Genomic DNA, 22,254 nt, shown 5'->3' with positions numbered 1-22,254 from the left:
GAAAAAGTTTCTCCCCTTGTAACGGGGCCACATGGTACACATTGCTTTGATGGCGCCATGGCAAAACGTTCCATGCGGCGCCAGGTCCTACATACAAAATGCTTCCGGAAAACGCCGCGGCACCGGGCCCGGGGCGCTGAAAGGGTGTTCCGACCCGCCCCGTAGAATCCGCCGCCATGCAGACACCCCCCGGCAGCGAAGCCACACGCCCTCCCCTGATGCGCCGGCTGGCGCGGCTCATGACCTGGTTCGGCGGTTCGCGCCAGTGGTGGGCGCTGGGACTGAGCGGCGCGATGCTCGCCGCCATCACCGAGCCGCTGATGGCGGCCCTCCTCAAGCCCTTGCTCGACCGCGGCTTCACGCGCGGCGAGATGCCGCTGTGGTTCGTGCCGGCCGCCGTGCTGCTGCTGTTCGCGGTGCGCGGCATCGCCCAGTTCATCTCGCAGTACGCGCTCTCGCGCATCGCCAACGAAGGCATGCAACGGCTGCGCAAGGTGCTGTTCGACCGGCTGCTGGGCGCCGAGCTCGCGCTGTTCGCGCGCCAGTCGGCCAGCACGCTGTCGAACACCGTGGTCTATGAAGTGCAGACCGGCGCGATGCTGCTGGTGCAGGCGCTGCTGGGGCTGTCGCGCGACGGCTTCACGCTGGTGGCGCTGCTGGGCTACCTGGTCTACCTGAACTGGAAGCTCACGCTGATCGTGGCCTTCCTGGTGCCGAGCATCTCCTGGATCATGAAGGTGTTCTCCAAGCGCCTCTACAAGCTGACGCAGCAGGGGCAGCAGGCCACCGACGAGCTGGCCTACGTGGTGGAAGAGAACGTGCTCGCCCACCGCATGGTGCGCCTGCACGGTGCCGAGACGGCCCAGGCCAGGCGCTTCGAGCAGCTGAGCCAGAAGCTCAACCGGCTGGCCGTGAAGTCCACCATCGCCCAGGCCGCGACCACGCCGCTCACGCAGATGATGGCCTCGCTGGCGCTGTCGGTGGTGGTGATGATCGCGCTCTGGCAGAGCGGCAAGCAGGGCTTCACCGTCGGCGGTTTCGTCGCCTACATCACGGCGATGCTGATGCTGATCGCGCCGATCCGGCGCCTCGCCGAAGTGGCCGGCCCCATCACGCGCGGCCTGGCGGCGCTCGAGCGCGGCCTGGCGCTGGTCGACGAGGTACCGACCGAGCCGCAGGGCAGCTTCGGCATGGCGCATGCGCAGGGCCGCATCGAGTTCCGCGACACGCGCGTGAACTACCGCGGCGACGACGAGCGTCCCGCCCTCGACGGGGTGAGCATCGTGATCGAGCCGGGCCAGAACGTGGCCTTCGTCGGCCCCTCGGGCTCGGGCAAGACCACGCTGATGAACCTGCTGCCGCGCTTCGTGCTGCCCAGCGGCGGGCAGGTTCTGCTCGACGGCCACGACATCTCGGAATGGGAGCTCAAGAGCCTGCGCTCGCAGTTCGCGATGGTGAGCCAGGACGTGGTGATGCTCAACGACACCCTCGCGGCCAACGTGGCGCTCGGCGCCGGCGCCGAGATCGACCGCGACCGCGTGCTGGCCTGCATCGCGGCCGCCAACCTCAGCAGCCACGTCGAGGGCCTGCCCCACGGCATCGACACCGTGCTGGGCCACAACGCCACGCAGCTTTCGGGCGGCCAGCGCCAGCGCCTCGCGATCGCGCGCGCGCTCTACAAGGATGCACCGGTGCTGCTGCTCGACGAGGCCACCTCGGCGCTCGACACCGAATCGGAACGCCTGGTGCAGGACGCCCTGCAGCGCCTGATGCAGAACCGCACCACGCTGATCGTGGCGCACCGCCTGTCGACCATCCAGCATGCCGACCGCATCATCGTGATGGAACAGGGCCGCGTGGCCGAGCAGGGTTCGCACGCGCAGCTGATGGCGCTCGACGGCCTCTATGCGCGGCTGCAGACCAATGCGGTGCGCAGCGCGGCCGCGGGTCAGGATCCGACGCTCTGATCCCGGCCGCCGGCCGGCGCCGGCGCTGAGGCGCCCTCCGCCACGAGCACACCCGCCGAGAGGATGAACTCGGCCGCACTGCGGATGTCGCCCTCGAGCGCGGCCCGCGCCTTGGCACCATCGCGCCGCTTGAGCGCCGCGAGCAAGGCCGCATGGTGCGACACCGCCACCTTCTCGCCCACGCGGCGCGAGCCGGCGCGCAGGTCGTAGTTGAGGATCGGCCCGATGCGCAGCCACAGCGCCTCGATCATCTGCAGCAGCATCGGCATGTCGGCCGCGGCATAGACCGCGAAGTGGAATTCCTTGTTAAAGGTGACCAGCCTCGAGCCATCGGGACTCGTAGCCTTCATCTCGGCGACGAAGGCATCGTGGCGCTCGGCGATCTCGCGCAGCGCCACCGTGCCGACCGCCGCGGCCGCGGCCTCGGTCGCCAACCCCTCGAGATTGGTGCGGATCACCGTGATCTCCTTGAACTGCGCGGGCGTCATGCGCGGCACGCGCAGGGTGCGGCTGGGCGTCAACTCGAGCGCCTGCTCGGCCACCAGCCGCTGCATCGCCTCGCGCACCGGCATCACGCTCACGCCGAGCGCCGCGGCGGCGCTGCGCAGCGAGATCTGCTCGCCCGGCATCATCTGCCCGCTCATCACCAGGTCGCGCAACTGGTCGTAAACGTTGGCGCTGAGCGTCTGGCGCTTGAGCGGGGTGACGAGGTCGGCGAGCTCCATGCCGAGGAGTATACGTTTTGGGGTATACCCTATGCGATATCTGTGATCACAGATCTACGATGCCGACCATTCCCTGTCACACCCCAAGGAGCTATTCAGAATGTGGAACGGCAATTCCCTCGCCGGCAAGCGCGTGCTCGTCACCGCCGGCGCCAGCGGCATCGGACTGGACATCGTGCGCGCCTTCGCCGCGGCCGGCGCCCGTGTCTTCGTCTGCGACGTGCAGGCCGAGAGCCTGGACCGGCTGTCGACCGAGCTGCCCGAGGTCGGCAGCTGCCTCGCCGACGTCTCGAGCGAGGAACAGGTGGCCCGGCTGTTCGAAGCCGCGGACCGCAAGCTCGGCGGCCTCGACGTGCTGGTCAACAACGCCGGCGTGGCCGGCCCGACCGGCGGCGTCGAGACCCTCTCGCTCGACGACTGGAACCGAACCCTGGCCGTCAACATCACAGGCCAATTCCTTTGCGCCCGGCTCGCCGTGCCGAGGTTGCGCCAGGGCCGCAATCCCTCGATCGTCAACCTGTCCTCGGCCGCCGGCCACCTCGGCATGCCGGGCCGCTCGCCCTACGCGGCCTCCAAATGGGCCGTGATCGGTTTCACCAAGACGCTCGCGCTCGAACTCGGCCCCGACGGTATCCGCGTCAATGCGATCCTGCCGGGCGCGGTCGACGGGCCACGCATCCGCGCCGTGATCGCCGCCAAGGCCCAGGCACTCGGCAAGCCCATCGAGGATGTCACGCGCAGCTACACCTCGCAGTCCGCGCTCAACCGCATGGTGACGGCCGGCGACATCGCGAACATGGTGCTGTTCGCCGCCAGCGACCTGGCCGCGAGCGTCACCGGCCAGGAGCTCGTGGTCGACGGCCACACCCAGGCGCTGAGCTGAGCGCCCTCTTCCCCTTCCCAGTTTCAAACGGACCGTATTCATGGCCACCCGCACCAAAGCCATCATCACCTGCGCCCCCACCGGCGCGATCCACACGCCGAGCATGTCGCCGCACCTGCCGGTGACGGCCGACGAGATCGCCGCCGCCTCGATCGAGGCCGCCCGCGCCGGCGCCGCGATCCTGCACCTGCACGCGCGCGATCCGAAGGACGGCCGCCCCTCGCAGGACCCGGACCTGTTCCGCCCCTTCCTCTCGAAGATCAAGGCCGCCACCGACGCCGTGATCAACATCACCACCGGCGGCAGTCCGCACATGAGCGTGGAGGAACGCATGCGCCCGGCCACCACCTTCAAGCCCGAGCTGGCCTCGCTCAACATGGGCTCGATGAATTTCGGCCTGTTCCCGATGCTCGAGCGCTTCAAGTCCTTCGAGCACGACTGGGAACGCGAGCATCTCGAGAACAGCCGCAACCTGATCTTCAAGAACACCTTCGCCGACATCGAGAACATCCTGCGCCTGGGCGAGGCCAACGGCACGCGCTTCGAGTTCGAGTGCTACGACGTCAGCCACCTCAACAACCTGCGCCACTTCATGGACCGCGGGCTGGTGCGCGCGCCAGTTTTCGTGCAGACGGTGTTCGGCATCCTCGGCGGCATCGGCGCCGATCCCGAGGACCTGATGCACATGCACCGTACGGCGGCGCGCCTGTTCGGCGACCGCTTCCAGTGGTCGATCCTCGGCACCGGCCGCAACCAGCTGCCGCTGGCCACCATCGGCGCGGCCATGGGTTCGCACGTGCGCGTCGGGCTCGAGGACTCGCTGTGGATCGGCCCGGGCCGGCTCGCCGCCTCGAGCGCCGAGCAGGTGCTGCGCATCCGCGCCGTGCTCGAGGCACTGAACATCGACATCGCGACACCCGACGAGGCGCGCGAGATCCTCGGCCTCAAAGGCGCGGCCAAGGTCGACTTCTAAGTCCTCGCCTCACCATCGCCCGCAGCGCCGCCGCCTCGCACGGCGCGCCGCTGCATTCCTTCATCAGAACAAGACTTCAGAGAGAGAGACACCGATGGCACACACCTCCATCCCCGGCGCCCGTCTCGGGCCCGCGGCCGACACGGCCACCACCGACGAGCAGGCCTCGCTCAATGCGCTGATCTTCCGCAAGCTGATGCCGCTGCTGGTGCTGGCCTACGTGATCAGCTTCATCGACCGCACGAACATCGCGCTCGCCAAGAACCACATGGCGGTCGACATCGGCATCTCGGCCGCGGCCTACGGCCTGGGCGCGGGCCTGTTCTTCCTGAGCTACGCGCTGCTCGAGGTTCCGAGCAACCTGGTGATGCACCGCGTGGGCGCGCGCTGGTGGATCGCGCGCATCATGATCACCTGGGGCCTGCTGTCGGCCGGCATGGCCTTCGTCACCGGCGAGACCTCGTTCTACGTGATGCGCGTGCTGCTCGGCGCGGCCGAGGCCGGCCTGTTCCCGGGCGTGATGCTCTACCTGAACTACTGGTTCGGCCGCAAGGACCGGGCGCGCGCCACCGGCTATTTCCTGCTCGGCGTGTGCATCGCCAACATCCTCAGCGGCCCGGTCGGCGGCGCGCTGCTGCAGATGGACGGCCTGCTGGGCTGGCACGGCTGGCAATGGATGTTCGTGATCGAGGGGCTGCCGGCCGTGGCGCTGGCCTTCGTGGTCTGGCGCAAGCTGCCCGACGGCCCGGCCGATGCCCGCTGGCTCACGCCGGCGCAGGCGCGCACCATCGAGCAAGGCCTGGCCGACGAACGCGCCGAGGACGCGGCCCATGGCCAGGTCGGCGAATCGTTCCGTGCCTGCCTGGTCGACAAGCAGATCTGGCTCGCGATCTTCGTCTACTTCTGCCACCAGATCAGCATCTACACGGTGATCTTCTTCCTGCCGAGCATCATCGGGACCTACGGCAAGCTCACGCCGCTGCACATCGGCGCGCTCAACTCGCTGCCCTGGGTCGCCGCCGCGGTCGGCGCGATCGCGCTGCCGCGGCTCGCGGTCACACCGCAACGCGGGCGTCTGCTGCTGCTGATCGGGCTGGCCGCCATGGCCGTGGGGCTGTGCATCGCGGCCTTCGCGAGCCCGGCCATCGCGCTCGCGGGTTTCTGCCTCACGGGCTCGATGTTCTTCGTGGTGCAGTCGGTGATCTTCCTGTTCGCTTCCTCGCGCCTGGCCGGCGCGGCGCTCGCGGGCGGGCTGGCGCTGGTCAACACCTGCGGCCTCGTGGGCGGCTTCATCGGGCCGTCGGTGATGGGATGGATCGAGCAGAGCACGGGCCGCACGACCAACGGCCTGCTCGCCATGGCCGTGCTGCTGGTGCTGGCGGCGCTCGCCAGCATCGGGATGCGTCAGGGCCGCGAATCGCGGCGTTGAAGGACCAGGGGACTCAGAGCAGCACGATGTCGTACTGCGCCTGCCCGATCGCCGGCTCGGCCTGCAGCGAGATCGGCTTGCCGATGAAATCGCTGAGCCCGGCCAGGTGCTGGCTCTCCTCGTCGAGGAACAGCTCGATTACCTGCGGCGACGAGACGATGCGGAATTCGCGCGGCGTGAACTGCCGCGCCTCGCGCAGGATCTCGCGCATCACGTCGTAGGCCACGCTGCGCGCGGTCTTCACGATGCCCTGGCCGCCGCAGGCCACGCAGGGCTCGCACAGCATGTGGGCCAGCGATTCGCGCGTGCGCTTGCGCGTCATCTCGACCAGGCCGAGCTGCGAGAAGCCGCCGGCCGTGGTCTTCACGCGGTCGCGCGCGAGCTGCTTGCGGAACTCGCCGAGCACCTGCTCGCGATGGTCGTCGCGCGCCATGTCGATGAAGTCGACGATGATGATCCCGCCCAGGTTGCGCAGCCGCAACTGGCGCGCGATGGCCTGCGCCGCCTCGAGGTTGGTCTTGAAGATGGTGTCGTCGAAGTTGCGCGCGCCGACGAAGCCGCCGGTGTTCACGTCGATGGTGGTCAGCGCCTCGGTCTGGTCGACCACGAGGTAGCCGCCCGACTTGAGATCGACCCGGCGCCCGAGCGCGCGCGCGATCTCCTCGTCGACCGAATAGAGGTCGAAGATCGGCCGCTCGCCGCGGTAGTGCTGCAGCTTGCCGGACGCCTTGGGCATGAACTCGAGGCCGAACTTCAGCAACAGCTCGAACTGCTCGCGCGAATCGATGCGGATGGTCTGCGTGTCCTCGGTGGTGAGGTCGCGCAGCACCCGCTGCAAGAGGCTCAGGTCCTGGTGCAGCAGCGACATCGGCGGCAGCCGCGTCGAGGCCTCGCGGATGCGCGACCAGGTCTTGCGCAGGTAGGCGATGTCGTCGGCGAGCTCGGCGTCGGTCGAGTCCTCGCCGTTGGTGCGCAGGATGAAGCCGCCGGTGTTCTCGGGCACCACGCCGCCACTGTCGGCGGCCGCGGCGGCCTCGATCAGCGCGAGCATGCGCGAGCGCAGCGCATCGCGCAGATCGGCCGGGATCTTCTGCGACACGCCGATGTGGTTGTCCTGCGGCAGGAACACGAGCAGCCGTCCCGCGATGCTGATCTGCGTCGACAGCCGCGCGCCCTTGGTGCCGATCGGATCCTTGATGACCTGCACCAGCAGCGACTGGCCCTCGAACACCTGCTTCTCGATCGGCACCATGGTGCCGCCGTTGCGGTGGTCGCGTTCGGCCGGCGCGGCGCTGGGCCGCGAGCCCGGCGTGAACGGCGCCACGATATCGGCGACATGCAGGAAGGCGGTGCGTTCGAGGCCGATGTCGATGAAGGCCGACTGCATGCCCGGCAGCACGCGCGAGACCTTGCCCAGGTAGATGTTGCCGACCAGTCCGCGCTCGAGCGTGCGCTCGACGTGCAGCTCCTGCACCGCGCCGTGCTCGACCACCGCCACGCGGGTCTCCTGCGGGGACCAGTTGATCAGGATGTCTTGCATGGAGTTCTCGGTTGTCTCGGTTGTCTCAAATGGGGAAACCGGCGCGCCGCAGCAGATGCGCGGTCTCGAACATGGGGAGGCCCATGATGCCCGAATAGGAGCCGCTGATGTGCTCGACGAAGGCGGCCGCCGCGCCCTGGATGCCATAGGCGCCGGCCTTGCCCAGCGGCTCGCCACCTTCGACGTAGCGGCGGATCTGCGCGCGGCTCATGGGCGCGAAGCGCACGCGCGACACGCTCAGCGCGGCCTGCCGGCGGCGGCCCTGCTGCAGCGCCACGGCCGTCAGCACGCGGTGCGTGGCGCCCGACAGCAGCGCGAGCATGCGCTCGGCATCGCGCGCGTCCTCGGGCTTGCCGAGGATGGTGCGGCCCAGCGCGACGGTGGTGTCGGCGCACAGCACGGGCGCATCGGCCAGGCCGCGGCGACGCAGGCGTGCCACGGCGGCATCGAGCTTGAGCGCCGTCACGCGCTGCACGTAGGCGGTCGGCGATTCGCCGGGCAGCACGGTCTCGAGCGCCTCGGCGTCTTCGTCGTCGGCGGCCAGCAGCAGTTCATGGCGCACGCCGAGCTGGCCGAGCAACTGGGCGCGGCGCGGGCTCTGCGAGGCGAGATAGAGGAAGGTCGGAGTGGTCGGCACGGCGGTCGTTCCTGGGCGCGGAAGAAAGGACGGGGTCGATGCGAGGACGCGGCGAGGCCCTCGCCGCGCCGCTCATTCGCGGTGGTAGGGATGGCCCGCGTTGACCGACCATGCGCGGTAGAGCTGCTCCACCAGCAGCACGCGCGCCATCGCATGCGGCAGGGTCAGGTCGGACAGGCGGATGCGCTCGTGGGCCGCGGCCTTGAAGGCCGGGTCGAGTCCGTCGGGGCCGCCGATCACCAGCGCGACGTCGTCGCCCTCGCCCTGCCAGCTCTGCAGCCGCGCGGCCAGGGCCTTGGTGGTCAGCGCGGTGCCACGCTCGTCGAGCACCACGATGCGCATGCCGCGCGCGATGGCGGCCTCGATGCGTTCGCGTTCGGCGGCGTAGAGGGTCTCGAGCGACTTGGAACCGCGCGGCTCGGTCTTGACCGCGCGCAGTTCGAGCTTGAGTTCGGGCGGGAAGCGCTTGGCGTAGTCGTCCCAGGCAGTCTGTGCCCAGTCGGGCATGCGCTGCCCGACTGCGACCACCAGCAGCTTCATGCGCCGCGCGAAGCGGTCTTGCGCGCGGGTGCCTTCTTCGCCGCGGGCTTGGCAACGGTCTTCTTGGCGGCGGCCTTCTTGGCCACGGGCTTGCCGACCACCACCACCGGTGCCTTTTTGGCCGGCGTCTTCTTCGCGGCGGTCTTGGCGCCAGTCTTGCCCGCCGCCTTCTTCGGCGCGGCCTTGGCTTCCTTGGCCTCGCGCTCGGCCGCGCGGATCGCGGTCTTGGCGGCGCTCGCGCGGCGCAGCGACGTCGGCGCCTTGGCGGCCGCGGGCTTGGCTTCCTTGTCCTCGGAGGCGCGGGCCGGCTTGCTCGCGCCGAGCTTCAGGCGCACGGGCTTGTCGCCCCAGATTTCCTCGAGGTGGTAGTACTGGCGGATCGCCGGCTGCATGATGTGCGCGACGGCCTGTCCGCAGTCCACGATGATCCACTCGCCGTTTTCCTCGCCTTCCACGCGCGGCTTGCCGAAGCCGGCATCGCGCACCGCGTCGCGCACGCTCGCGGCCAGCGCCTTGGTCTGGCGGTTCGAGGTGCCCGAGGCCACGATCACGCGCTCGAACAGCGGCGAGAGATGCTCGGTGTCGAATACCTGGATGTCCTGCGCCTTGACGTCTTCGAGCCCATCGATGATGGCTCGCTGGAGTTTCTGGGTGTCTTTCTTGGCGGCGGCTTCAGTGGTCATCAGGCAGGGCGATAGAGGAAGTGTTGGTCAATATAGCGTGCAACCGTGGACGGAACCAGTGAGGAAATCTCCTCGCCCAGCGACGCACGCCGCCGGATGTCGGTGGCGCTGATGTCCATGGCAGGCAGTTCGAGCGCCTCGAAACGCGCGCCAGCCGGGAGGCCGGGCAGTGTATTCGGATCAAAACGGGCGGTGTCGGCCGTCGATAGTGCGCGATACGCTACAGAAATAGTAGCGACCGCGAGTATATCCTGCCAGCCGTGCCAGCTCGGCAGGGCCCGCGCCTGGTCGGCGCCCATGACCAGCACCAGCTCGGCGTCGGGCCGCGCCTGCCGCAGTTCGTGCAGGGTGTCGATGGTGTAGGTGGGGCCGTCGCGCAGCATCTCGCGCGAATCGACCACCACGCCCGGGATGTCGCCGAAGGCCAGTTGCGCCATCGCGAGGCGGTCGTTCGCGGGCGTGAGCTCGCGCACCTTGTGCCAGGCATGCCCGGTCGGGAAGACGTAGAGCGCCTCGAGGCCCAGTTGCTCGAGCGCGGCCCTCGCGAGCGCCACATGGGCGTTGTGCGGCGGATCGAAGGCGCCGCCGAACACGCCGATGCGCGGCGCGTTCTTCGGGGCGTTCACGGCAGCCACGCGCGGCGCACGATGAAGTCGCTGTAGAGCGCCGCCTCGGGCGACCCCGGCTCGGGCTCGCGGCGGTAGGCCCAGCTCGCCTGCGGCGGCATCGACAGCAGGATCGATTCGGTGCGCCCGCCCGACTGCAGCCCGAAGTGCGTGCCGCGGTCCCACACGAGGTTGAACTCGACGTAGCGCCCGCGCCGGTAGAGCTGGAACGCGCGTTCGCGCTCGCCCCAGGCCATGCCGCGGCGGCGTTCCACCAGCGGCAGGTAGGCCGGCAGGAAGGCGTCACCGACCGAGCGGATCAGCGCGAAGCCGTTGTCGACCCCGCCCTCGGCGAAGTCGTCGAAGAAGATGCCGCCGATGCCGCGCTGCTCGTTGCGATGCTTGAGGAAGAAATACTCGTCGCACCAGGTCTTGAAGCGCGGGTACTTGTCCTCGCCGAAGGGCGCGAGCGCATCGCGGCAGACGGTGTGGAAATGCACCGCGTCGTCTTCGAAGCCGTAGCAGGGCGTGAGGTCCATGCCGCCGCCGAACCAGCACACCGGCTCGCCGCCGGCCGGCAAGGCCGCCAGCATGCGCACGTTCATGTGGACGATCGGCACGTAGGGGTTGCGCGGATGGAACACCAGCGACACGCCCATCGCCTCGAAGGGCGCGCCGGCCAACTCGGGCCGGTTCTGCGTGGCCGACGGAGGCAGCTTCGGGCCGCGCACCTGCGAGAAGCCGCAGCCCGCGCGCTCGAACAGCTCGCCGCCTTCGAGGATGCAGGTGAGTCCGCTGCCCTGCAGCGGCTCGTCGGGCGCCTTGTGCCAGGCATCGCGCACCGCGGTGCCGCCATCGGCCGCCTCGACCGCGGCGACGATGGATTGCTGCAGCCCGCGCAGATAGTCGCCGACCGCCTGGGGATCGGAGGGGTGCCGCTGCATCAACCGTTGGTGCCGTAGCTGCGCGCCTGCACGGCACGGAAGCCGATGTCGCGGCGGTACTGGGCGCCGTCGAAGCGCACCCGCGCCGCCACCTCGTAGGCGCGCTGCTGCGCGAGCTTCACGCTGTCGGCCAGCACGGTCACGCAGAGCACGCGGCCGCCGCTGGTCTGGAGTTCGCCGTCTTTCACGGTGGTGCCGGCATGGAACACCACGGCATCGGGCGCCTCGGCCGGAATGCCGTCGATGCGGTCGCCCTTGCGCGGCGAGAGCGGATAGCCGTGCGCGGCCATCACCACGCCGAGCGCGACGCGGCGGTCCCACTGCAGCTCGACCTGGTCGAGCGTGCCGTCGGTGGCGTGCCAGAACACCTCGAACAGGTCGGACTTCAGCCGCATCATGATCGGCTGGGTCTCGGGGTCGCCCATGCGGCAGTTGAACTCGAGCGTCTTGGGATGGCCCTGGGCGTCGATCATCAGGCCGGCGTAGAGGAAGCCGGTGTAGGGGATGCCGTCCTTCTCCATGCCGCGGATGGTCGGCAGGATGATCTCGCGCATCGCGCGCGCATGCACCTCGGCCGTGACCACGGGCGCGGGCGAGTAGGCGCCCATGCCGCCGGTGTTGGGGCCCTCGTCGTTGTCGAGCAGGCGCTTGTGGTCCTGGCTGGTGGCCAGCGCGGTCACGTTCTTGCCGTCGCACAGCACGATGAAGCTGGCTTCCTCGCCCTGCAGGAACTCCTCGATCACGACGCGCGCGCCGCCTTCGTTGTGCGACACGCCGAACTTGTTGTCGACCAGCATGAAGTCGACCGCGTCGTGCGCTTCCTGCGCGGTCATGGCCACGACCACGCCCTTGCCGGCGGCCAGGCCGTCGGCCTTGACCACGATCGGCGCGCCCTTGGCGTCGATGTAGGCATGGGCGGCGGCGGCGTCGGTGAAGGCCTCGTACTCGGCCGTCGAGATCTTGTGGCGTTTCATGAAGGCCTTGGAGAAGGCCTTCGAGCTCTCGAGCTGGGCGGCGGCCTTGGTCGGGCCGAAGATGCGCAGGCCATGCGCGCGGAATTCGTCGACCACGCCCGCGGCCAGCGGGGCCTCGGGCCCGACCACCGTCAGCGCGATCTTTTCCTTGATCGCCCACTCGCGCAGCGCGGCGGGCTCGGTGATGTCGATGCTGTCGTAGCGCGGGTCGGTGACCGTTCCGCCATTGCCGGGCGCCACGTAGATGCGGCTCACCCGGACGGCCTGCGCCAGCCGCCATGCCAGGGCGTGTTCGCGGCCCCCTCCCCCAATCACCAGTACCTTCATTCTCGGGCCTTCATACGCTGTGTTCTTTCCATCATTGCTGCTGCCGGGTGCCGGCCCTCATTCGGACAGCGAGGCGTTGTGATAGACCTCCTGCACGTCGTCGAGGTCCTCGAGCACGTCGAGCAGCTTCTGCATCTTCGCGGCGTCCTCGCCGGTCACGTCAATGGTGTTCTCGGCCCGCATCGTGACCTCGGCCACCTCGGGCTTCAGGCCCGCCGCCTCGAGCGCGTTCTTCACCGCCTCGAAGTCGCCGGGCGCGGTGATCACCTCGATGGCGCCGTCGTCGTCGGTCACGACGTCTTCGGCGCCGGCCTCGAGCGCCACTTCCATCACCTTGTCTTCATCGGTGCCCGGGGCGAAGACGAACTGGCCGCAATGCTTGAACTGGAAGGCCACCGAGCCCTCGGTGCCCATGTTGCCGCCGTGCTTGGCGAAGGCGTGGCGCACTTCGGCCACGGTACGCACGCGGTTGTCGGTCATGGTGTCGACGATGATCGCCGCGCCGCCGATGCCGTACCCTTCGTAACGAATTTCTTCGTAGTTGACGCCTTCGAGATTGCCCGTGGCCTTGTCGATGTTGCGCTTGACCGTGTCGGCGGGCAGGTTGACCGCCTTGGCTTTCTCGACCGCCAGCCGCAGGCGGGGGTTGGCGCTCAGGTCGCCGCCGCCGGCCCGGGCCGCCACCATGATTTCACGGATGGCGCGGGTCCAGAGCTTTCCTCTTTTTTCGTCCTGCCGGCCCTTCCGGTGCTGAATATTTGCCCATTTGCTGTGTCCGGCCATGGCTTTTCTCTCGCTGTCCTGTGTTTTCGAAGCAGGGTGCGAGTTTACTGTCCGGCGCGCACAACGGACCGGCGCCGCGGCCGGGCGGGCCGGTCAAACCTTTTGGTGATAATCCCTCGATGACGCCATTGCCTTTCGCCGGGTCGGGATATCCGACGCTGCCGCCCACCCGCCACGCCTCGCGCGCGACCGGGGCGGACCGCCCGCAGGCAGGCCCCGATCCCCTCGCAAAGGCTTCCTGATCGTGCGCTTCCAGGGCGAAACACCCTCCTCCTCTTCCTCCTCCCTGCGCGTGGAGCGCCTGTCGTTCGCGGACAGCCTGGCGCTGGCCGCCGACGGACCGGCGCCCTTCGCCGCCATCGGCTACGGCACGCCCGACCGCATCGAATGGATGCCGCCGGTCGACGCCAGCGTGCTCTCGGCGCGCGGCGCCGTCGCCGACGTCTGGCATGCCACCGGGCCGGCCGTGCGGACCGGCCGCACGGGCCTCGTGCGCTGGCGCGCCGACGACCACTGGCTGCTGGGCGCGATCGACCTCGACGAAAGCGTCGAGAAGCAGGGCCTGGCCGAACTGGCCCACCGCGCCTACCGCGACCTGTTCGCCACGCTCGACCAGAGCGGCATCGCCCATCCGCTGCGGATCTGGAACTACCTGCCGCAAATCAACGGCGACGGCGGCGGGCTCGAGCGCTACCGCCAGTTCAACCTGGGTCGGCAGGACGCCTTCCTCGAAGCCGGCCGCGCCGCCTTCGAGGGCGCGCCGGCCGCCTGTGCGCTGGGCATCCACCGCGGCGCGCTGTCGGTGCGCTTCCTGGCCGGGCGCCGCACCCCGCTGCCGATCGAGAACCCGCGCCAGGTCTCGGCCTACCGCTATCCCTCGACCTACGGGCCGCGCGCGCCCACCTTCTCGCGCGCGGCGCTGGCCGACATCGGCGACGACCGTTGCGCGCTTTTCATCTCGGGCACCGCGAGCATCGTCGGCCACGAAACCGTGCACCGCGGCGACGTGCGCGAGCAGACCCGCGAGACGCTGCGCAACCTCGAGGCCGTGGTGAATGCCGCCAACGCGCAGGGATCGGCGCGCTTCTCGCTGGCCGCGCTCGACGGCGTGGTCTACGTGCGCCACCCGGCCGATCTGGAAGCCGTGCGCGGCGTGCTCGAAGACGCGCTCGGGTCCGACGCGCCGATGGTGCGCGGCGCGGTATACCTCGAGGCCGACATCTGCCGCGGCGACCTGCTGGTCGAGATCGAAGCCCATGCCACCGCCCCCGGGCGGCGGCGGGACTGACGCTCGAACGGCAGCCCCCACCCCTTCCCGATGATCCTCCGCGTGCTGCGCATTCTCACGGCCGTCCCGCTTGCGCTGATGCTCTATGCGCTGCTGCTGTTCCTCGGCGTGATCTCGCTGGTCTGGAACGCCTTCGCGATGCTGATCTACCCGGTGATGCCGGTGAAGCCGGCGCGCGCGCTGGGCCGCGCCACCATCGCCTTCGCCTACCGCACCTTCTGGGGCCTGGCCTCGGTCACCGGCATGATGCGCATCGACGCGAGCTGCCTCGATGCGCTGCGCGACGAGCCCGGCGTGATCTTCGTGGCCAACCACCCCACCATGCTCGACGCGCTGCTGCTGGTGGCGCGGCTGCCGCGCAGCGCCTGCATCATGAAGGCCGAGCTGCTGCACAACATCTTCCTGGGCGCGGGCGCGCGGCTGGCGCGCTACATCAGCAACGAATCGGCGCGCACCATGGTGCGGCTGGCGGTGGCCGACCTGCGCGAGGGCGGCCAGCTGGTGATCTTTCCCGAGGGCACGCGCACCGTCACGCCGCCGCTCAATCCGTTCCGTCCCGGCGTCACGCTGATCGCCAAGCTGGCGCAGGCACCGATCCAGACCGTGTTCATCGACACCGACTCGCCCTACCTCGGCAAGGGCTGGCCGATCTGGCGCGTGCCGCCGCTGCCGATCGTGTTCAAGCTGCGCCTGGGCCAGCGCTTCGCGCCGACGCAGGACAGCGACGTGTTGCAATCCGAACTCGAACAATATTTCCGCCACCAGCTGGAACGGCGCGCCGCCGACGCCGAATCTCCCGAATGCCAGACGCCTCGCGCACCCACCTTGTCCTGATCCCGAGCTACAACACGGGCGAGCGCCTGTTCTCCACCGTCGAGGCGGCGCTCGCGCAATGGAGCCCCGTGTGGGTGGTGGTCGACGGCAGCGACGATGGCACCGGCGAGCGGCTGCAGCGGATGGCCGCCGACCGCCCCGGCCTGCGCGTGTGGCTGCTGCCCGAGAACCAGGGCAAGGGCGCGGCGGTGCTGCACGGGCTGCGCGCGGCGCGCGACGCCGGCTTCACGCATGCGCTCACCATGGATTCCGACGGCCAGCATCCGGCCGCGTTGATCCCCGCCTTCATGCAGGCCTCGCTGGCCCGGCCCGAGACCATGGTGCTGGGCCGCCCGGTGTTCGACGCCAGCGCGCCGCTGCTGCGTGTGCGCGGGCGCCGCGTCTCCAACGGCTGGACCCAGCTCGAGACGCTGTTCGCCGGCGTCGGCGATTCGCTCTACGGCTTTCGCGTCTACCCGGTGACGGACCTGATCGCGGTGATGCAGCGCCAGCCCTGGATGCGCCGCTTCGACTTCGACACCGAGGCCGTGGTGCGGCTGGCCTGGCGCGGCGTGAAGCCGGTGAACATCGACGCACCGGTCAAGTACCTGACGGCCGAGGAAGGCGGGGTCTCGCATTTCCGCTACGGGCGCGACAACGTGCTGCTGACCTGGATGCACACGCGGCTGATGGTGGAGTTCGTGCTGCGGCTGCCGGGCCTGCTCTGGCGCAAGCTGCGCGGCGCACCGCCGTTCCAGCCCTGACGAGCTACTCCAGCGCACCGCCGCCGAGCGCCTTGTAGAGCGTCATGGTCGCGTTGAGCTGGTTGACCCGGTTCTGCGCCAGCGACACCTCGGCCGCGCGCCGCCGGTCCTTCGCATCGAGCACCGGCTGCAGCGCCGTCGCCCCCGCGCGGTAGCGCACCTCCGACAACCGCTCGGCGCGCCGCGCCAGCTCCAGCGCCACCACCAGTTTCGCGCTCTCGTCGCGCAACTGCGTGCGCGACGACAACGCGTTCTCCACCTCCGACAGCGACGTGTACAGCGCCTGGCGGAAGCCCACCACCGCTTCCTCGTACTGGCTCTGCGACACCGCCACCGTCAGCCGCGCCGTGTTCCATTGCAGGAACGGTAGCGCCAGGCCCGCGCCCAGCGTCGCGACCGGGTTGCGCAGCAGTTCGCCCAGCGCGGTGCTCGAGGTGCCGAGCGAGCCCGTGAGGCTCAGCGCCGGATAGAAGCCGGTGCGCATCGCGTCGACATTGGCGAGCGCGCCGCGCAGCCGCTGCTCGGCCGCGCGCAGATCGGGGCGCCGACCCAGCAGGCTGGCGGGCAGGCCCGCGTCGATCGCGGGCAGCGCCGCGTCGGGCAGGCTCGCGGGCTCCTCGGCCGCCGCCTCGGGCGGACGGTCGAACAGGATCGCGAGCGCATTGCGCGTTTCCACGCGCTGCTGCAGCAGCTGCGTGTGCGCCGCCTCCTGGCTCGCGAGGTTCTGGCCGGCCTGCGCCACGTCGAGGCCAGACACTGCGCCGGCCTCGTAGCGCGCGCGCACCAGCGCCACGATGCGCCGCGCGTCTTCCATGCCGGCCTCGCTCAGTGCGATGCGCTGGTTCAGGTAGCCGGTCTGCCAGTAGAGATTGGCGGTGGTCGCGACCAGCGCCAGCGCCGCGGCCTGCCGGTCGGACTGGGTGGCCTGGAGCTCCCAGTCGGCCGCGCTGCGCACCGCCGCAAGCCGGCCCCAGAGGTCGAGCTCGTAGCTCAGTGTCACGAGCGAACTGGAACTCGAGCCCGCGACGCCGCCGCGCTTCAGGTCGTAGCCGCGGCTGGTGGCGGCCTGGCCGACCACGCCGGGCGTGAGATTCGTATCGGCCAGCCCGGCCTGCAGCTGCGCGCGCTGCACCCGGATGCCGGCGGCCGCGAGGTCGTTGTTGACCTGCAGCGCCTGGTCGACCAGCGCATCGAGCCGCGGATCGCCGAAGGCCGACCACCACTTCGCGGGGAACACGGCCGCCGCGCTGGAGCTGCCCGCCTGCGGCTGCTGCCAGGCCGCGGGCAGCGCGAGCGGCTTCTCGGGCCGGCGCTCGGGCTGGAACGCGGTGCAGCCGGCCGCGAGCAGCGCCGCCGACAGGGCCACGGGGAGCAGGCGCGCGCTACTCACGGGCCAGTGCCTCGATGGGATCGAGCCGCGCCGCGTTGCGCGCCGGCAGGTAGCCGAACAGCACGCCGATCAGCGAGGCGCAGAAGAAGGCCGACAGCACGGCACCGAGCGAAAAGATCATCTGCCATTGCTTCACGAACAAAGAGAACAGGAAGCTGATGCCATAGGACAGCAGCACGCCGATCAGCCCACCGACCAGGCACACCAGCACAGCCTCGGTCAGGAACTGCTGCAGCACGTCGCTCTGGCGCGCGCCCACCGCCATGCGGATGCCGATCTCGCGCGTGCGCTCGGTCACCGACACCAGCATGATGTTCATCACGCCGATGCCGCCCACCACCAGCGAGATCACCGCGATCAGCGACAGCAGCAGGGTCAGCGACTGGCTGGTGCGCTCGGCGGTCTTCACGATGCTGTCCATGTTGAAGGTGAAGAAGTCCTTGCCGCCATGGCGCAGGGTCAGCAGCTTCACGATGCCGTCCTCGGCCGCCTTGGTCGGCTGCTCGTCGCGGATGCGCACCGTGATGCCGTCGAAGTGCTGCTGGCCGAACAGCCGGCTCGCCGCCGTGCTGTAGGGCAGCCAGATGTTGAGCTGCTTGTTCTCGCCGAACATGCTCTTCTTCTCCTGCGCCACGCCGATCACGGTGCACGGCAGGCTGCCGACCAGGATGATCTTGCCGAGCGGATCCACGCCCTCGGGGAACAGCTTGCGGCGCGTGTTCTGGTCGATCACCACCACCTGCGACTGGTGCCGCACGTCGTTGGCGTTGAAGGCGATGCCGCTGGCCATCTGCACGTCGCGCACCGCGAAGTAGTTGTCGCTGACGCCGTTGACGTTGCCGTTGATGTCGATGCTGCGGTAGCGCAGCCGCAGGCTGCGCATGGTGGCGGGCGTCACGCTGTGCACGAAGGGCTGCGCCGCGATCGCCTGCAGGTCGGCCGGCACCAGCGTGCGGATGCTCTGCGCCTTGTCGTCGCCGAAGTCGCGGCCCGGGTAGATGTCGAGCGTGTTGGTGCCGATGGCGCGGATGTCGGACAGCACGAAGCGCTTGGCGCCCTCCCCGATCGCCACGATCGAGACCACCGAGGTGATGCCGATCACGATGCCCAGCATGGTGAGCGCGGTGCGCATGCGGTGCGACATCATCGAGCGCCAGGCCATGCGGAAGGCCTCGGCGAAGCGCGACCAGCCGGTGCTCAGCCGGCCGCCCGTGGCGGGCCGGGTCACGGGCTGCGGTGCCTCGCCGGCGCCGGTGGCTTCGGGCGCGGGCACGGTCGGCACGTTGGGCCGATCGCCCACGATGCGGCCGTCGGCGATCTCGATGATGCGCTCGGTGCAGCTCGCCACCGGCATGTCGTGGGTCACGATGATGATGGTGTGGCCCTGCGCATGCAGCTCGCGCAGGATCGCGATCACCTCCTGGCCGCTGCGGCTGTCGAGCGCGCCCGTGGGCTCGTCGGCCAGGATCACCTGGCCGCCGTTCATCAGCGCGCGCGCGATGCTCACGCGCTGCTGCTGGCCGCCCGAGAGCTGGCTCGGCCGGTGATCGCCGCGGTCGTCCAGGCCCAGCCGCGCGAGCAGCTGCCGCGCCCTCGCCTCGCGCGCCGCGCCGTCGGTACCCGCGTACACCGCCGGCACCTCGACGTTGCCGGTGGCCGTCAGGTGCTGCATCAGGTGGTAGCGCTGGAAGATGAAGCCGAAGTGCTCGCGCCGCAGCTCGGCCAGCGCGTCGCTGTCGAGCGTGCCCACGTCGTGGCCCGAGACCGTGTAGCTGCCGCTGCTGGGCCGGTCGAGGCAGCCCAGGATGTTCATCAGCGTCGACTTGCCCGAGCCCGAGGCGCCGACGATCGCGAGCATCTCGCCGTGGCCGATGTCGAGGTTCACGTCCTCGAGCACCTTCACCCGCGTCTCGCCCGAGGGGAAGCTGCGCCCGATGCCGCGCAGCGACAGCAGGGCTTGTGGTGGCGCCTGCGTCATGGGCCCTTGCCGCGGCGCTCGCCGCCGTTGGCCTCGCCCTCGCGCGGCTCCACGGCCGAGGCGTCGCCGGTGATGACCTGGTCGCCCTCCTTCAGCCCCTCGAGCACCTGGGCCTGGAAGTTGTTGGTGATGCCGGTGCGCACCTTGCGCGTCTCGGGCGTGTGGTCGGCCTTGAGCACGCGCACCTCGTAGCGGCCCTCCTTGTCGCGGTTGCCGAGCGCGGTCAGCGGCACGGTCAGCGCCTGCTTCGCCTCGCCGAGCATGATCGCGACCTGGGCCGTCATGTCCACGCGCAGGGTGCGGTCGGGGTTCGGCACGTCGAACAGCGCGTTGAAGAACACCGCGTTGTTGATCTTCTCGGGCGAGGGCTGCACCGCGCGCAGGGTGCCGTGGTAGCGCTTGTCGGGGTCGCCGAGGATGGTGAAGTAGACCGGCAGCCCGGCGCGCACGCGCACCACGTCGGCTTCGGACACCTGGGCCTTGATCGTCATGGTCGACAGGTCGGCCAGGGTCATCAGCGTGGGCACCTGGAACGAAGCCACCACCGTCTGGCCCTCGAGCGTCTTGATCGAGATCACGTCGCCGTCGATGGGCGCGATGATGCGGGTGTACGAGAGATTGGTCTGGGCCGAGGACACGGCCAGGCGCTGCTGGCGGATCTGCGCGTCGAGCGACACCGCGTCGGCGCGCAGCGCGCGCAGCTCGGCATCGGCGCTCTCCATGTCCTGCCGCGCCGAGGCATCCTGCGCCAGCATCTCGCGCTGGCGCGCCCAGGCCAGCTCGGCCTGCTTGACGCGCACTTCCTTCGCCACCTTCTGGGCCTGCAGGTTGTCGAGCCGGGCCTGTTCCTGCGCCAGCGTGTTCTGCGAGATCGCGGGATCGATCTCGGCCAGCCAGTCGCCCTTCTTGACGGTCTGGCCCAGCGACACCTTGAGCGACTTGAGCTGGCCGGTGACCTGCGCGCCCACCTCCACCTGCCGCAGCGCCTGCAGCACGCCGGTGGCCAGCACCGCGTTCTCGAGGTCGGCGCGCTGCACCGTCGCCGTCAGGTATTCGGGTTTCTTGGCCGGCGTGAGCACGATCGCGGCCGCGATGCCGAGCACGACGAGGGCCAGGATGCCGTAGAGGAGCTTGCGCGAACGCCGGGGGGGAGTCTGGGGCATGCAGCGGGAAGGAAGTGGAACGGGCGGGGGATGCATTCGCCGGGCTCTGCGGCCGGGTCGCGATGCGGGAGGGATGGGGTCATCCTAGTCCCGCTGTCTGAAGCGTTCCTAAAGACGGAGTTCCGCCGCGGGGTTACTCCGCCCTCACCGCCCTCACAGCCCTCGCCACCGTGACGGGCGCCACAAAGACGAAAGGCGGACCCGCGGTCCGCCTTCGAAGGCCGATGCGGCGAACGCCGCGCTCAGCGTGCCGGACGCCGGCGTAACAGCAGCACCAGCAGCAGGACCGTCAGCACCGTGAAGGCGATGAAGGACCAGTTCGCCAGCGTGAGGCCGAACAGCGTCCAGTCGATCTTGGAACAGTCGCCGCCGCCGCGGAAGATCATCGGCAGCGCCCGCTTGAGCGGGAAGGTCTCGATCATGCCGTAGAGGTCGCGACCGCACGACACCACCTCGGGCGGATACCACTGCAGCCAGCTCTGCGAGGCGGCCGTGTAGGCCCCGCCGATCGAGGCCAGCAGCGCCAGGAAGCCGCCGCCGACCTGCAGCGCGCGGCCGCGGAAAGCCCCGGCCAGCCCGGTGAACAGCGCCACCAGCACCAGCGCATAGCGCTGGACGATGCACATCGGACAGGGCTCGAGCCCCACCACGTGCTGCAGGTAGAGCCCGAAGGCCAGCATGAGCACACAGGCCAGGCAGATCAGGCCGTAAGCGCGGCGCGGCGCGCCGAAGTACCAATCGATCAAGGAGACACCCAATCCTCTTCTACGAACACCCTGGCCTTGCGCGGCGTGGCGACGACGGTGTCGCCTTCCTTCAAGCCCAGGTCACGGAACTGTTGCGCAGGGAGTTGCGCCTCGATGATGGTTCCGGAGCCCGGATTGTCTGGATTCGTGTCGACGGGTTCAAGTTCCAGCCGCGCGATCGGACCGACGACGATCGCGCGCGCCAAGGTCGCGACGATGCCGCTCGTCGCGCCCGGCACGTGGCGTGTCACATCCAGGTCATGCGGACGGACGTAGGCCAGCGCCTTGGCGTCGCGCGCGCCGCTGTGCTCGGGCGAATCGAGGCGCAGATCGCCCAGCTGCACCGAGCCGTTGTCGGCGCGGCCGTGGAACAGGTTGACGTCGCCGAGGAAGCCGTAGACGAAGGGGCTCGCGGGCTGATCCCAGACCTCCTGCGGCGAGCCGACCTGCTCGATGTGGCCCTTGTTGATGACCACCACGCGGTCGGCCACTTCGAGCGCCTCTTCCTGGTCGTGGGTGACGAAGATCGAGGTGACGTGCAGCTCGTCGTGCAGCCGGCGCAGCCAGCGGCGCAGTTCCTTGCGCACCTTGGCGTCGAGCGCGCCGAAGGGCTCGTCGAGCAGCAGCACCTTGGGCTCGACCGCGAGCGCGCGGGCCAGCGCGATGCGCTGGCGCTGGCCACCCGAGAGCTGCGGCGGATAGCGGTCGGCCAGCCAGTCGAGCTGCACGAGCTTGAGCAGCTCGGTCACCTTGGCCTTGATCTGGGCCTCGCTCGGGCGCTCCTTGCGCGGCTTCACGCGCAGGCCGAAGGCCACGTTCTCGAACACGGTCATGTGGCGGAACAGCGCGTAGTGCTGGAACACGAAGCCGACCTGGCGCTCGCGCACGTGCACGTCGGTGGTGTCCTCGCCCGAGAACAGGATGCTGCCGGCGTCGGCCGTTTCCAGCCCGGCGATGATGCGCAGCAGCGTGGTCTTGCCGCAGCCCGAGGGGCCGAGCAGCGCGACGAGCTCGCCCGATTCGACGTTCAGGTTGACGTCGTTCAAGGCCCGGAAGGTGCCGAACTGCTTGCTGATGTTGCGGATTTCGATGCTCATGAAAT

General features: G+C 69.7%; 21 protein-coding genes. 7 read left to right on the top strand and 14 right to left on the bottom strand.

Annotated features, from left to right (window positions below):
- Positions 1-176: 176 nt before the first annotated feature.
- Positions 177-1,967, top strand: a complete 1,791-nt coding sequence (gene msbA / locus INQ48_14680; GenBank protein ID QRF60380.1) for a lipid A export permease/ATP-binding protein MsbA — start codon at positions 177-179, stop codon at positions 1,965-1,967.
- Here msbA and INQ48_14675 read toward each other — a convergent pair.
- Positions 1,949-2,692 (bottom strand): GntR family transcriptional regulator, encoded by a 744-nt coding sequence (locus INQ48_14675; protein QRF60379.1) that lies wholly within the window; start codon positions 2,690-2,692, stop codon positions 1,949-1,951. The genes msbA and INQ48_14675 overlap by 19 nt on opposite strands.
- 100 nt (positions 2,693-2,792) lie before the next feature.
- Here INQ48_14675 and INQ48_14670 point away from each other — a divergent pair, with 100 nt between their 5' ends.
- The 3 genes from INQ48_14670 (at position 2,793) to INQ48_14660 (ending at position 5,977) form a co-directional block, all read left to right on the top strand.
- On the top strand, positions 2,793-3,575 hold the full coding sequence (locus INQ48_14670; GenBank protein QRF60378.1) for an SDR family oxidoreductase: 783 nt from the start codon (positions 2,793-2,795) through the stop codon (positions 3,573-3,575).
- A gap of 40 nt (positions 3,576-3,615) precedes the next feature.
- A complete protein-coding gene (locus INQ48_14665; protein ID QRF60377.1) occupies positions 3,616-4,548 on the top strand; it encodes a 3-keto-5-aminohexanoate cleavage protein in 933 nt (310 codons plus the stop codon).
- A 94-nt stretch (positions 4,549-4,642) separates the two neighbouring features.
- Positions 4,643-5,977 (top strand): MFS transporter, encoded by a 1,335-nt coding sequence (locus INQ48_14660; protein ID QRF60376.1) that lies wholly within the window; start codon positions 4,643-4,645, stop codon positions 5,975-5,977.
- A 13-nt stretch (positions 5,978-5,990) separates the two neighbouring features.
- On the opposite strand, the gene rng is transcribed toward INQ48_14660, so the two are convergent.
- From rng to INQ48_14620, 8 genes are all read right to left on the bottom strand, one after another.
- Positions 5,991-7,517, bottom strand: coding sequence for a ribonuclease G (rng, locus tag INQ48_14655; protein ID QRF60375.1), 1,527 nt, complete (start codon positions 7,515-7,517; stop codon positions 5,991-5,993).
- A gap of 25 nt (positions 7,518-7,542) precedes the next feature.
- Positions 7,543-8,154, bottom strand: coding sequence for a septum formation inhibitor Maf (gene maf / locus INQ48_14650; protein ID QRF60374.1), 612 nt, complete (start codon positions 8,152-8,154; stop codon positions 7,543-7,545).
- Positions 8,155-8,226: 72 nt separating this feature from the next.
- On the bottom strand, positions 8,227-8,694 hold the full coding sequence (rlmH, locus tag INQ48_14645) for a 23S rRNA (pseudouridine(1915)-N(3))-methyltransferase RlmH (GenBank protein ID QRF60373.1): 468 nt from the start codon (positions 8,692-8,694) through the stop codon (positions 8,227-8,229).
- Positions 8,691-9,377, bottom strand: coding sequence for a ribosome silencing factor (rsfS, locus tag INQ48_14640; GenBank protein ID QRF60372.1), 687 nt, complete (start codon positions 9,375-9,377; stop codon positions 8,691-8,693). The genes rlmH and rsfS overlap by 4 nt, the downstream gene beginning before the upstream one ends.
- Positions 9,377-10,003, bottom strand: a complete 627-nt coding sequence (gene nadD, locus INQ48_14635) for a nicotinate (nicotinamide) nucleotide adenylyltransferase (protein QRF60371.1) — start codon at positions 10,001-10,003, stop codon at positions 9,377-9,379. Before nadD ends, rsfS begins: the two co-directional genes overlap by 1 nt.
- The gene (gene hemF, locus INQ48_14630; GenBank protein QRF60370.1) at positions 10,000-10,926 is read right to left on the bottom strand and encodes an oxygen-dependent coproporphyrinogen oxidase; all 927 of its coding nucleotides are present in this window, start codon (positions 10,924-10,926) and stop codon (positions 10,000-10,002) included. Before hemF ends, nadD begins: the two co-directional genes overlap by 4 nt.
- Positions 10,926-12,227: a phosphoribosylamine--glycine ligase gene (purD, locus tag INQ48_14625; GenBank protein ID QRF60369.1), complete on the bottom strand. Its 1,302-nt coding sequence runs from the start codon at positions 12,225-12,227 to the stop codon at positions 10,926-10,928. Before purD ends, hemF begins: the two co-directional genes overlap by 1 nt.
- A 57-nt stretch (positions 12,228-12,284) precedes the next feature.
- On the bottom strand, positions 12,285-13,010 hold the full coding sequence (locus INQ48_14620; protein ID QRF60368.1) for a YebC/PmpR family DNA-binding transcriptional regulator: 726 nt from the start codon (positions 13,008-13,010) through the stop codon (positions 12,285-12,287).
- 244 nt (positions 13,011-13,254) lie between these two features.
- Here INQ48_14620 and INQ48_14615 point away from each other — a divergent pair, with 244 nt between their 5' ends.
- The 3 genes from INQ48_14615 to INQ48_14605 are packed head-to-tail and all read left to right on the top strand — an operon-like array spanning position 13,255 to position 15,875.
- On the top strand, positions 13,255-14,298 hold the full coding sequence (locus INQ48_14615) for a hypothetical protein (protein QRF60367.1): 1,044 nt from the start codon (positions 13,255-13,257) through the stop codon (positions 14,296-14,298).
- Positions 14,299-14,331: 33 nt separating this feature from the next.
- Positions 14,332-15,132, top strand: a complete 801-nt coding sequence (locus INQ48_14610) for a 1-acyl-sn-glycerol-3-phosphate acyltransferase (protein ID QRF60733.1) — start codon at positions 14,332-14,334, stop codon at positions 15,130-15,132.
- A complete protein-coding gene (locus INQ48_14605; protein ID QRF60366.1) occupies positions 15,099-15,875 on the top strand; it encodes a glycosyltransferase family 2 protein in 777 nt (258 codons plus the stop codon). The genes INQ48_14610 and INQ48_14605 overlap by 34 nt, the downstream gene beginning before the upstream one ends.
- Positions 15,876-15,879: 4 nt before the next feature.
- On the opposite strand, the gene INQ48_14600 is transcribed toward INQ48_14605, so the two are convergent.
- The 5 genes from INQ48_14600 to INQ48_14580 form a co-directional block, all read right to left on the bottom strand.
- Positions 15,880-17,265 (bottom strand): efflux transporter outer membrane subunit, encoded by a 1,386-nt coding sequence (locus tag INQ48_14600; GenBank protein QRF60365.1) that lies wholly within the window; start codon positions 17,263-17,265, stop codon positions 15,880-15,882.
- Complete coding sequence (gene macB / locus INQ48_14595; GenBank protein QRF60364.1) at positions 17,258-19,243, bottom strand: macrolide ABC transporter ATP-binding protein/permease MacB; 1,986 nt, start codon at positions 19,241-19,243, stop codon at positions 17,258-17,260. The genes INQ48_14600 and macB overlap by 8 nt, the downstream gene beginning before the upstream one ends.
- Positions 19,240-20,406: a macrolide transporter subunit MacA gene (gene macA / locus INQ48_14590; GenBank protein ID QRF60363.1), complete on the bottom strand. Its 1,167-nt coding sequence runs from the start codon at positions 20,404-20,406 to the stop codon at positions 19,240-19,242. Before macA ends, macB begins: the two co-directional genes overlap by 4 nt.
- 242 nt (positions 20,407-20,648) lie before the next feature.
- Positions 20,649-21,152: a disulfide bond formation protein B gene (locus tag INQ48_14585; protein QRF60362.1), complete on the bottom strand. Its 504-nt coding sequence runs from the start codon at positions 21,150-21,152 to the stop codon at positions 20,649-20,651.
- Entirely contained in the window at positions 21,149-22,249 is a 1,101-nt protein-coding gene (locus INQ48_14580) for a sulfate ABC transporter ATP-binding protein (GenBank protein ID QRF60361.1), read from the bottom strand. The genes INQ48_14585 and INQ48_14580 overlap by 4 nt, the downstream gene beginning before the upstream one ends.
- Positions 22,250-22,254: the final 5 nt, after the last annotated feature.

This window comes from Variovorax paradoxus (assembly GCA_016806145.1).
GTDB lineage: Bacteria > Pseudomonadota > Gammaproteobacteria > Burkholderiales > Burkholderiaceae_C > Variovorax.
This window is presented reverse-complemented; position numbering and strand designations above follow the sequence as displayed.

Bases quoted from the DNA above. Each gene is read 5' to 3' on its own strand.
- macA (QRF60363.1), bottom strand. From the start codon at position 20,406: ATGCCCCAGACTCCCCCCCGGCGTTCGCGCAAGCTCCTCTACGGCATC.
- rng (QRF60375.1), bottom strand. From the start codon at position 7,517: ATGCAAGACATCCTGATCAACTGGTCCCCGCAGGAGACCCGCGTGGCG.
- INQ48_14605 (QRF60366.1), top strand. From the start codon at position 15,099: ATGCCAGACGCCTCGCGCACCCACCTTGTCCTGATCCCGAGCTACAAC.
- macB (QRF60364.1), bottom strand. From the start codon at position 19,243: ATGACGCAGGCGCCACCACAAGCCCTGCTGTCGCTGCGCGGCATCGGG.
- INQ48_14620 (QRF60368.1), bottom strand. From the start codon at position 13,010: ATGGCCGGACACAGCAAATGGGCAAATATTCAGCACCGGAAGGGCCGG.
- INQ48_14660 (QRF60376.1), top strand. From the start codon at position 4,643: ATGGCACACACCTCCATCCCCGGCGCCCGTCTCGGGCCCGCGGCCGAC.
- msbA (QRF60380.1), top strand. From the start codon at position 177: ATGCAGACACCCCCCGGCAGCGAAGCCACACGCCCTCCCCTGATGCGC.
- rlmH (QRF60373.1), bottom strand. From the start codon at position 8,694: ATGAAGCTGCTGGTGGTCGCAGTCGGGCAGCGCATGCCCGACTGGGCA.
- INQ48_14670 (QRF60378.1), top strand. From the start codon at position 2,793: ATGTGGAACGGCAATTCCCTCGCCGGCAAGCGCGTGCTCGTCACCGCC.
- INQ48_14675 (QRF60379.1), bottom strand. From the start codon at position 2,692: ATGGAGCTCGCCGACCTCGTCACCCCGCTCAAGCGCCAGACGCTCAGC.
- purD (QRF60369.1), bottom strand. From the start codon at position 12,227: ATGAAGGTACTGGTGATTGGGGGAGGGGGCCGCGAACACGCCCTGGCA.
- rsfS (QRF60372.1), bottom strand. From the start codon at position 9,377: ATGACCACTGAAGCCGCCGCCAAGAAAGACACCCAGAAACTCCAGCGA.
- INQ48_14665 (QRF60377.1), top strand. From the start codon at position 3,616: ATGGCCACCCGCACCAAAGCCATCATCACCTGCGCCCCCACCGGCGCG.
- INQ48_14580 (QRF60361.1), bottom strand. From the start codon at position 22,249: ATGAGCATCGAAATCCGCAACATCAGCAAGCAGTTCGGCACCTTCCGG.
- hemF (QRF60370.1), bottom strand. From the start codon at position 10,926: ATGCAGCGGCACCCCTCCGATCCCCAGGCGGTCGGCGACTATCTGCGC.